12 protein-coding genes and 1 pseudogene are annotated in these 10273 nt (G+C 70.2%); 8 read left to right on the forward strand and 5 right to left on the reverse strand.

Annotation, left to right across the window (positions count from 1 at the left end):
- The 3 genes and pseudogenes from ACZ1IK_RS10670 to ACZ1IK_RS10680 all read left to right on the forward strand — a co-directional run.
- Positions 1–237: pseudogene (locus ACZ1IK_RS10670) on the forward strand (TniB family NTP-binding protein); the annotation flags it as partial.
- On the forward strand, positions 234–1400 hold the full coding sequence (locus tag ACZ1IK_RS10675) for a TniQ family protein (RefSeq protein ID WP_080981719.1): 1167 nt from the start codon (positions 234–236) through the stop codon (positions 1398–1400). The pseudogene ACZ1IK_RS10670 and the gene ACZ1IK_RS10675, both read left to right, overlap by 4 nt.
- Positions 1401–1524: 124 nt before the next feature.
- A complete protein-coding gene (locus ACZ1IK_RS10680; RefSeq protein WP_036313821.1) occupies positions 1525–2142 on the forward strand; it encodes a recombinase family protein in 618 nt (205 codons plus the stop codon).
- 205 nt (positions 2143–2347) lie between these two features.
- Here ACZ1IK_RS10680 and ACZ1IK_RS10685 read toward each other — a convergent pair whose 3' ends face one another.
- The 5 genes from ACZ1IK_RS10685 to ACZ1IK_RS10705 form a co-directional block, all read right to left on the reverse strand.
- Entirely contained in the window at positions 2348–3256 is a 909-nt protein-coding gene (locus tag ACZ1IK_RS10685) for a cation diffusion facilitator family transporter (protein ID WP_036313825.1), read from the reverse strand.
- A gap of 30 nt (positions 3257–3286) precedes the next feature.
- Positions 3287–3664, reverse strand: coding sequence for an ArsR/SmtB family transcription factor (locus ACZ1IK_RS10690; protein WP_036313828.1), 378 nt, complete (start codon positions 3662–3664; stop codon positions 3287–3289).
- A gap of 54 nt (positions 3665–3718) precedes the next feature.
- A complete protein-coding gene (locus ACZ1IK_RS10695; protein ID WP_036313831.1) occupies positions 3719–4378 on the reverse strand; it encodes a vitamin K epoxide reductase family protein in 660 nt (219 codons plus the stop codon).
- Positions 4379–4439: 61 nt separating this feature from the next.
- Positions 4440–5165: a DsbA family protein gene (locus ACZ1IK_RS10700; RefSeq protein ID WP_081097719.1), complete on the reverse strand. Its 726-nt coding sequence runs from the start codon at positions 5163–5165 to the stop codon at positions 4440–4442.
- Between the two features lie 42 nt (positions 5166–5207).
- Positions 5208–5957 carry a cytochrome c biogenesis CcdA family protein gene (locus tag ACZ1IK_RS10705; protein ID WP_036313837.1) on the reverse strand — a complete coding sequence of 250 codons (750 nt, stop codon included), beginning with the start codon at positions 5955–5957 and terminating at the stop codon, positions 5208–5210.
- 152 nt (positions 5958–6109) lie between these two features.
- Between ACZ1IK_RS10705 and cmtR the strand changes: the two genes are divergently transcribed.
- The 5 genes from cmtR to ACZ1IK_RS10730 form a co-directional block, all read left to right on the forward strand.
- Positions 6110–6472: a Cd(II)/Pb(II)-sensing metalloregulatory transcriptional regulator CmtR gene (cmtR, locus tag ACZ1IK_RS10710; protein ID WP_060775722.1), complete on the forward strand. Its 363-nt coding sequence runs from the start codon at positions 6110–6112 to the stop codon at positions 6470–6472.
- A complete protein-coding gene (locus tag ACZ1IK_RS10715; RefSeq protein ID WP_170721174.1) occupies positions 6469–8424 on the forward strand; it encodes a heavy metal translocating P-type ATPase in 1956 nt (651 codons plus the stop codon). Before cmtR ends, ACZ1IK_RS10715 begins: the two co-directional genes overlap by 4 nt.
- 180 nt (positions 8425–8604) lie before the next feature.
- Positions 8605–9078, forward strand: a complete 474-nt coding sequence (locus ACZ1IK_RS10720; RefSeq protein ID WP_227718746.1) for a signal peptidase II — start codon at positions 8605–8607, stop codon at positions 9076–9078.
- Positions 9079–9404: 326 nt separating this feature from the next.
- Positions 9405–9698, forward strand: coding sequence for a transposase (locus ACZ1IK_RS10725; RefSeq protein WP_060973960.1), 294 nt, complete (start codon positions 9405–9407; stop codon positions 9696–9698).
- The coding region (locus ACZ1IK_RS10730) for a DDE-type integrase/transposase/recombinase (RefSeq protein WP_465098502.1) at positions 9695–10273 on the forward strand (579 nt) is incomplete at its 3' end. The genes ACZ1IK_RS10725 and ACZ1IK_RS10730, both read left to right, overlap by 4 nt.

A 10273-nucleotide genomic window follows, 5' to 3' on the forward strand; every position in this document is an offset into this window, starting at 1 on the left:
CGCTTCGCCGCCTCCTTCCCCCTCCGGAAACCATCGGTGATCGACACCGAGGACATGGCCCGCTACCTGCTGGCCCGCAGCGAGGGCACCATCGGGGAGCTGGCCCACCTGCTGACCGCGGCCGCGGTGGCCGCCGTCGAGTCCGGCCTCGAGGCCATCGACCACCGGACCCTGACGATGGCTAACTACACCGGGCCGGCCGAACGCCGCCGGGTCTTCGAACGCGAGCTGCTGTGAGCACTCGGTGGCCGGTGCACCCGGCCCCGGTCACCGGTGAGGCACTCACCTCCTGGCTGCGCCGGATAGCCCACCGCTACGGGGCCGAGGTCGAGGACCTCGTTCTCGATACCGGGTTCTGCATCTCCCGCCCCGGGGACCTGGACGTGGCCGCCCCGGAGGAATTCATCAACCAGCTAGCCGGCCGCACCAGAACCGGAACCGACACCATACGGGCCATGACTCTCGGCGGGCAGACCCCCTGGCTGCTGGACCAACTCGAGCCAGCGGCGAAGGCCTACACCACCTATACCCGCCAGCTGGCGGTACTGCTGCCCCGGGGAAGGAGACGCGACCGTACCGTGGAGGACTGGCGGGCCTGGTTGCCCACGGATGCCGGCTGGCAACACCGGGCCTGTCCGCGCTGCACCATGGAATCCACCCCTCCCTGCCCCTACCAACTGGCGTGGCTGGTGCCCCTAATGCTCTCCTGCCCCGTCCACCACTGCCGACTCGAACGCCACAACGGCCCGGTGGGCTACCACGACTTCTGGCACGTCTCGCCGGGTAGGCCCGAGCCGCGACCGGTCGGGGCGGCGATCCGGAGCATGGACCAGCGGACCTGGCAGGCCCTGACCACAGGATCCGTCGCCCTTCCCCGACACCGGGTGCACGCAGGCCTCTGGTTCCGACTACTCAGGACGCTGCTCGACGAGCTCGGCGCGACCATCATCGAATGCGGCGCACCCGGCCGGCTGACACGACAGGTGTGGGACCGCACCGGCCACCCGGTCCGCGCCGGACAGGGCCCGTGGCGCCCCTACGAGGAACTCTCCGATCAGCGCCAACTCCAGTCCCTGGAAGCCGCCGCCACCGCGATACACCTGCTCGAAACCCGGGCCATGACCTGCCCCGGACGCGAAGCCGAGGTGTTCCTGCCCCAACCGGACATTTCCCGCGACCCCGGCAGCACCGAACAAACCACGGACCCCACCGCCATCCGTTGGCAGGAGATCAAAAAGAACTTTCAGGCCGTCGTCGAGGAAGCCCGGACCACCCCCGAGACCGCCCGCCAACTCTTCAACTTCTGCACGATGTACCGCCGCGACAACGACGAAGTGATCCAAGGCGTCCGGAGCAATTTCACCGAGCTCGGCATCCCTTCGGACTACCTGTCACCATAGCTGCGCCTTGACCGTCTGCGAGACGTAGAATAAATGACCGGTTACGTGACAATATTTCTCAACACCTCGCTCTGCGGGCCTCGTGTCACATAAACGATCGAATAAATGACAGGGGTGGTGGGCGGTGCTCGTGGGGTACATGCGGGTGTCTAAGGCTGACGGCTCCCAGGCCACCGACCTGCAACGCGACGCCCTGCTCGAAGCCGGCGTGGAACCGGAGGCTCTGTACGAGGACAAGGCCTCCGGCAAGAGCGATGACCGTCCCCATCTGGCCGCGTGCCTGAAAGCGCTGCGGGCCGGGGATACCCTGCTGGTGTGGAAGCTGGACCGACTCGGCCGGGACCTGCGCCACCTGGTCAACATCGTGCACGAGCTCACCGAGCGGGGCGTGGGCCTGAAGGTGCTCACCGGCCAGGGGGCGGCGATTGACACCACGACCGCCTCCGGCAAGCTGGTGTTCGGGATCTTCGCCGCCCTGGCCGAGTTCGAACGCGAGCTGATCTCCGAACGCACCAAGGCCGGCCTGGCCTCGGCCCGGGCCCGAGGCCGCAAGGGCGGCCGGCCCTACAAGATGACCCCGGCCAAGATCCGCCTGGCGATGGCCTCGATGGGGAACAAGGACACCAACGTCGGTGCCCTGTGTAAGGAACTGGGCATCACCCGCCAGACCCTCTACCGCCACGTCTCACCCACGGGGGAACTGCGCGAAGCCGGACAGAAGGTGCTGGCCCAACGCCGATGACCACCGCGGGCTGCGGAGCTGTGTGCCGCCGATGGTGACCCACCCGGGGGCGTGTCGTATGACGTGCCGTCGCGGGACGGACCACCGGACGGGTCATGCGGGATGTCCCTAGTGGCGTGCCACTGTTCATCCATGTCGGCTGCGGGTGTGTCCGGTGGGGGGTTCCTCCTGCGGACGCGTCTATTGCTCAACCAGCCCCACTGGGTCAGTGGTGGGTGGGGTGTTCGTGGTGGGCGTGGGCGGCGGGTTCGAGTTGGAAGGTGGAGTGGTCGATCGCCACGTCGAAGTGCTCGGCGACGCAGTGTTGGAGCTGGTCCAGGATCTGGGGGGCGTGCCCGTCGTGGAAGCAGTGGTCCTCGACGACGACGTGGGCGCTGAGCACGGGGACCCCGGTGGCGATCTGGGAGGCGTGCAGGTCGTGCACGGACACCACGTGCGGCACCGCTTCAAGGTGGTCCCGAACCTCGGCGAGGTCCAGGTCCCGGGGGGTGGATTCGAGCAGGATGTGCGCGGCCTCGGCCAGGATCTTCAGGGTGCGGGGCACAATCAACACGGCGATGAGCATCCCGGCCACGGCGTCGGCCTGCGCCCAGCCGGTGGTGGCGATGACCAGGGCGCTGGCGATCACGGCCACCGAGCCCAGCGCATCGTTGAGGACCTCCAGGAACGCGGCGCGCATGTTCAGGTTGGCCCCGCGGCCGGAGCCGAGGACGGCCAGCGAGGCGAGGTTACCGGCCAAGCCGAGGATCCCGAACAGCAGCAGAGGGCCGGAGGCTACCTCGGGCGGGGCGAACAGTCGCTGCAGGCCCTCGATGAAGGCGTAGAGACCCACGGCCAGCAGGATGGCGGCCTGGGCCAGGGCGGCCAACACCTCGGCGCGCAGGAACCCCCAGGTGCGCCGGGCCGTGGGCGGCCGGGCCATCAGGGTGGAGGCCAGCAGGGCCATCAGCAACCCGCCAGCGTCGGTGAGCATGTGCGCCGCGTCCACCAGTAGGGCCAGGCTGCCGGTGATCAGCGCCCCGGCCACCTCGGCCAGCAGCACCGCCGTGGTGATGGCGAAAGCGACCGCCAGCCGCCAGCGGTGCGCCGGCGAGGCGTGGTGGTGTGCACCCATTAACTGTGTCCTCCTTCTCCGGGACCGGGCTCAGGCCGCGGCGGGGCCGTCGGGGCCCGGGGTGCCGGAGTGTGGGCAGAGCTCGACCGCGTGCCCGGTGACCGTCAGCAGCCGCTCGGCGGCGGCCAGCACCTGAAGCAGCTCGGGCTCGGCGGCCAGGGCGTACAGCGAGGCCCGGCCCACCGGCCGGGAGGCCACCAACCCGCAGCCGGCCAGGCAGGCCAGGTGCGCACTGACCGTGGACTGGGCCAACCCGAGGTGCTCGGTCAGCTCGCGCACCTTGTGCTCCCCGGTGGCCAGGTGCCGCAGGATCGCCAACCGGGTGGGGTCGGAGAACCCGTGGAACAGCGCCGCCGCCGGGCCCAGGCCCGCCGCCGGGGACACCCCCGGCTCCTTAATCATCGTCATACGACGATGATAGCGCCTTCAGTCGATAATGGCGAGGTCGCGCCCCAGGACCGGTCAGAAGCCGGTGAAGGCGGGGAGGAACTGGACGAAGACCGAGCCGGCGACGGCGACGTAGGCGACGGCGATGAGGGTCCCGGCCCAGCCGGTGGCGAACCGGACCACCCCCGGCGGGGCGGGGATCACGCCGTGGGCGAGGTTGCGGGCGGTGAGCAGGAGGAACAGGGGGATCATGGCCGCCCAGACGATCATGCAGTACAGGCAGAGGATGTAGATCTCGTACAGGGCCTGGAACCACAGCCAGGCCACGAACCCTATCCCGAGGGTGACCCCGGCCTGCAGCCCGAGCCAGTACCCGCGGCCGGGCCGGGCCCCGGAGAGCACGACCATCGCGGTGGAGATCACCACGGCGAAGGCGACGATGCCGATCAGCGGGTTGGGGAAGCCGAACAGCTCGGACTGCCAGGTGCCCATGACCCGTCCGCAGGACACCCAGGGGTTGATGTCACAGCTGGTGGTGTGGCCGGGGTTCTCGTAGAGGGCGAGGCGTTCGAGGACCAGGGTCGCCGAGGCGATCCAGCCGACGGCGCCGGTGACGAGCAGCACCAGGCCGAAGGCCCGGCGCCCGGTGAACCACGCCGGGGCCGGCGCCGGGCCGGCTGCCGATACTGGGGAGGCGGCGCTCGGGGCGGTGGGCTCGGTGAGCCGGTCGGTCATGGGAAGTCCTTTGCTCTCGGTCCTCTGCTCTGGCCCGGGTGGCCGCGGATGGTCCGGGCGGTCAGTCCTGGGTGGCGGCCTCGACGGCGGCGGTGAACTCTTCCAGGCTGTTCACGGTGAGCGGCTCACCGTCGAGGTAGAAGGTCGGGGTCCCGGCCACGCCCAGGGCGGTGCCGTCGGCCACGTCCAGCTCGACCCGGTCCCGGGTGGCCGGGTCGGCCACCGCGGCATCGTAGGCGGCCATGTCCAGGCCCAACTCTTCGGCGTAGGCCCGGAAGACCGGGCTGCGGTCCTCCGTGGTGTGGCTCCACTCGGTCTGGGTCTCGAACATCTTCTGGTACATCGACTCGTAGGCGCCCTGCTGGGCAGCGGCCTCCACGGCGATGGCCGCGGTGACCGAGTTCGGGTGGCCCGGCAGCGGGAAGTACCGGTGCACGAAGGTCACGGTGTCCGCATACTCGGCGCGCAGGTCCTCCACGAAGGGGTAAGCCGCCGCGCAGGCCTCGCACTCGAAGTCCAGGAACTCCACCAGCACGGCCTTCTCATTGGGGGCCTGCGAGAGCACCCGGCTATTCTCCCGCACCAACTGACCGGCAGACCCAGTCGACTGCCCGGTGGACTGGGCGGTGGACTGGTTGGGGTCCTGCTGCTGGGCGGTGGCGGTCCCGCGGGCCACAAGGTAACCGATGAGGGCGGCGGCCACGACCAGGCCCAGCAGCACCCAGACCACGATCTTGGCCCGGCGCTGCCGGGACGGGGTGGAAGCGGTGGGGTCAGGGGAAGTCACGAGCGGTCCAATCCGTGAGGTGGGGGGCGTGTGCGGGCGGGGTTAGACGGGGGTGGTGAAGGTGCCGGCCAGGTTCTGCAGCTGGTAGATCCACAGGGTCCAGATCCCGGTGACCATCAGCACCCCGACGAGCACCAGCAGTACCCCGCCGATGATGTTGAAGGCGCGGATGTGGCGGCGGACGAAGCCCAGCGTTCGGGTGACCCAGTCCAGGCCCATCGCCACCAGCACGAAGGGGATGCCCAGGCCCAGACAGTAGAGGAAGCCCAGCAGGGCCCCGCGCCAGGGGTCCCCGGTGGTGGTGCTCAACGCCAGCACGGCGCTGAGGGTCGGGCCCATACACGGGGTCCAGCCCAGGCCGAAGACCACCCCGAGCAGCGGGGCCCCGGCGATCCCGGTCCTGGGCTGGAAGGACATCCGCCGGGTGTTCTGCAGGAACGGCAGCCAGCCGATGAGCACCAGGCCCATCAGGATCACGAACACCCCCAAGGCCCGGATCAGCGCGTCCTGCCACTGCAACAGCCACCCGCCGATCACCCCGAAGGCGGCCCCGTAGAGGGTGAACACCGCGGCGAAGCCCATAATGAACAGTCCCACCCCGGTCATCACCCGGCGCCGGTTGTCCGCCCGGCGCGGGTCGGCCAGCCCGGAGACATACCCCAGGTATCCGGGCACCAGCGGCAAGATGCACGGGGAGAGGAAGGACACCAGCCCGGCGACCACGGCCAGCGGCATCGCCACCAGCAGTGCCCCGGACTGGACCATCTCGGCGAAGAACCCACCCAGGCTCATGGCCGTCCTCCTCGGCCCCGGCAGCGGCGATGCGGGAAGGTGGGGCAGCAACGGGCAGTCACGGAGGGTCCTCACTGATTCAATCGATCGGGGTCGCCCGGCCCGGGCGAAACCCCGCAAGAGACTACAGTGCAGGCTGTATAGTTCACCACATGCTGACGATTGCGACACGGTTGGACGTGATGAACCGGCTGGGCCGGGCGATGGCCGACCCCACCCGATCCCGGATCCTGCTGTCCCTGCTGGAGGGCCCCGGGTATCCGGCCGAGCTGGCCCAGGCCCTGGGGCTGAGCCGGTCGAACGTGTCGAACCACCTGGCCTGCCTGCGGGACTGCGGGATCGTGGCCGTCGAGCACCAGGGCCGCCGCACCCGGTACGCGATCGTCGATGCGCACCTGGCCCGGGCGCTGAGCAGTCTGCTCGAGGTGACCCTCGCGGTGGATGCCTCCGCGCCCTGCCTGGACCCGGGCTGCCCGGTACCCGGGTGCTGCGACACGGCGGAGGTGGCCTCGTGAGCGCCGCCTGCGGCTGCGAGGCCCCGACCCCCACTCCCGGTGCACCCGAGGAGCACGAGGAGCACCGGCCGTGGTGGCGCGATGCAGCCATCCTGCTCCCGGCGCTCTCCGGGCTGGCGTTCCTCACCGGGCTGGTCCTGGAATGGTCCGGGGCCGGTCTCGTGGCCACGGTGGTGTTCTGGGTCGGGCTGGTGCTGGGCGCCTGGACCTTCGTGCCCGGGGCGCTGCGCGGATTGTTCACCCGGGGCCGGCTCGGGATCGGACTGCTGATGACGATCAGCGCCATCGGCGCGGTGATCCTGGGCTACATCGAGGAGGCCGCCGCCCTGGCGTTCCTGTACTCCATCGCCGAGGCCCTGGAAGACAAGGCCATGGACCGGGCCCGGGCGGGCCTGCGCGCCCTGCTGAAACTGGTGCCCGAGACCGCGACCATCCGGGCCGGCGGGGCCACGGTGGAGGTCGAGGCCAAGGACCTGCGACCCGGGCAGGTGCTCGTGGTCCGGCCCGGGGAACGGGTCGCCACCGACGGGATCGTGCGTACCGGGCGCAGTTCCCTGGACACCTCGGCGATCACCGGCGAGTCCATCCCGGTCGAGGTCGGCCCGGGAGACACCGTCTCGGCCGGGTCGATCAATACCGCCGGGGCCCTGGAGATTGACGCCACCGCCGCCGGCACCGACAACTCCCTGACCACCATCGTGCACCTGGTCGAACAGGCCCAGGCCGAGAAGGGGGACCGGGCCCGGCTGGCCGACCGGATCGCGAAGCCCCTGGTGCCCGGGGTGCTCATCCTGGCCGTGCTCGTCGCGGCCCTCGGGTCCCTGCTCGGGGACCCGGAACTGTGGATCACCCGCGCCCTGGTGGTGTTGGTGGCCGCCTCGCCCTGCGCGCTGGCCATCGCGGTGCCGGTCACCGTGGTCTCGGCGATCGGCGCGGCCAGCCGGTTCGGGGTGGTCATCAAATCCGGGGCCGCCTTCGAGCGCCTCGGCGGGATCCGCCACCTGGCGGTGGACAAGACCGGGACCCTGACCCGCAACCAGCCCACCGTCACCGCCGTGCTCGCCGCCCCCGGCATCACCGAGGACCAAGTGCTGGGCTGGGCCGCGGCACTGGAACAGCACAGCACCCACCCGTTGGCCGCGGCCATCACCGCCGCCACCCCGGACACGCCCGCGGCCGAGGGCGTCACCGAGACCGCCGGGCACGGGATCACCGGCCGCCTGGACGGGGCTACCGTCACCGTCGGCAGCCCCCGCTGGCTGGCCCCCGGCCCCCTGGCGGCCCAGGTCCAGGGGCTGGAGGACCAGGGCATGACCGTGGTCATCATCCACCGCGACGGGGCGGTCGCCGGGGCCATCGGGGTCCGTGACGAACTGCGCCCTGAGGTCCCCACCGTCGTGACCACCCTGACCGGCCAGGGCATCGACCTGACCATGCTCACCGGGGACAACGCCCGCACCGCCCGGGCGATCGCCGACCAGGCCGGCATCGACGACGTGCGCGCCGAGTTGCGCCCCGAGGACAAGGCCACCGCCGTCCACCAGTTGACCGGCACCCGGCCCACCGCGATGATCGGTGACGGCATCAACGACTCTCCCGCCCTGGCCGCCGCCGAGGTCGGCATCGCCATGGGCGCCACCGGCTCGGACGCAGCCATCGAATCCGCCGATGTCGCCTTCACCGGCCACGACCTGCGCCTGATCCCCCAAGCTCTGGCCCACGCCCGCCGCGGCCGGGCCATCATCAATCAGAACATCATTCTCTCGCTGCTGATCATCGCCGTGCTGCTGCCGCTGGCCATCACCGGCGTCCTCGGCCTGGCCGCCGTGGTCCTGGTCCACGAGGTCGCCGAGGTCATCGTCATCGGCAACGGCCTGCGCGCCGCCACCACCCGACGCACCGCCCTGGAACCCCTCACCGACCGGCAAGCCCAACCCGCCACCACGGGATGAGCTCCTACCGTGCCTGCGGGACAGAGACGCCCAGGCCCGGTGAGACCCGACCTGTCCGGTCCATCCGGTACCTGCCAGCGATTTCACAGGTCGCGCCGGGGTCAGCAGATCCACTGAGGCGCCGGGAAACGGGCGCATCGCGAAAGGACACGAATGAACCACCGGCGCAGGTACCCCCTGGTGCTCTTGACCATTGCGATCGGGGCCGGCGTAGTGGTCCTGGACCAGGTGACCAAGTGGTGGGCGGAGAACAGCCTGTCCACGGGCGAGCGAGTCCCGCTCCTGGGTGAGCTGCTCGGGCTCCAGCTGGCCTACAACCCCGGGGCGGCCTTCTCGTTCGGGGCCAACTCGACCTGGATCTTCACCATCATCTCGGCGGTGGCGGTCGCCGCGGCGATCTGGTTCACCCTCCGGGTCCGTACCGTGTCCTGGGCGATCGTGATCGGGTGTCTCGGCGGCGCGGTGACTTCCCACCTGGGTGACCGGCTCCTGCGCCCACCGTCATTCGGGCAAGGCCACGTGGTGGACTTCCTCGCCTACGGGAACTGGTTCATCGGCAACATCGCGGACATCTTCATTGTCGGCGGGGCGCTGGCCGCGGTCCTCCTGACCGCCACGGTGCCCGACCGGGGCACCGTCGACGCCGCGCGATAACCACTACTAGGACTCCCCTCCGCGGCCCGCTGCAGTCGGTCCCCCCTAGGGAGTCAACCTGCCGGCGCCGTACGAGACCACACGGTGATCTTGGCGGGGTGGGGCGGTGCGACAGGTGGGTGGCACGCCTCGACGCCGGTCGGCGATGGAGCAGAAGCCCCGGCCCTGGGAACGACAGACCATATCCGCGTCCCGACCCCGGTGCTCCTGACCCCTGTGGTCAAGGGGCCGATCGTGCACAGGCCGACGGCCGAGGGAGGGACTGACGCACGTACAGGTGACATACGATCTGTGGTGTTCCCACACCAAAGGGAAGGATGTGCACCATGCCCGCCCCCTACCCCAAAGAGTTCCGCGATGATGTCGTCCGGGTCGCGCAGAACCGTGAGCCCGGCACCCATCTGAAAGACATCGCGAAGGACTTCGGCATCTTCGAGTCCTGCCTGACGAACTGGATTCGCCAGGCCGATATCGAAGCAGGCAACATCCCAGGCACCACCAAGGCCGAGGCCGAAGAACTCCGCGCAGCCCGCCGCAGGATCCGGCTCCTCGAGCAGGAGAACGAAGTCCTACGCCGCGCCGCGGCCTACCTCTCCCAGGCGAACCTGCCGAAAAAATGATGTACCCGCTCGTGTCCGAGCTCGCCGCCGACCAGATCCCGGTCGCGGTGTCCTTGCGGGTCCTCAAGCTCGCCCGCCAGCCCTACTACCGCTGGCGGGACCAGCCCGTCGCCGTTTCTGAGGTGGAGCAGGCCTACCGGGCCAACGCCCTGCACGCCGCTCACCTGAACGATCCGGAGTTCGGGTACCGGCTGCTGCGGGACGAGGCCGAGGCGGCCGGGGAGCGAATGGCCGCCCGTACTGCCTGGCGGCTCTGCCGCCAGAACGGGTGGCACTGCGGGTTCGGGGCCAAGCGTGGCAAGTACGGGACCCGCCCAGGCCCACCCGTGCACGACGACCACGTCCGCCGGGACTTCTCTGCCGAAGCTCCGAACCGGCTGTGGCTGACCGACATCACCGAGCACCCCACCAGTGAGGGCAAGCTCTACCTCTGCGCGATCAAGGATCTCTACGCCGGCAGGATCGTGGGGTACTCCATGGCCGGGCGTATGCAGGCCTCGTTGGCCGTGAACGCCCTCGAGCAGGCCGTGGCACGCCGCGGCGGCACCGATGCGGTGGCCGGGTGCATCGTGCAC

The organism is Micrococcus sp. CS26 (assembly GCF_055522295.1).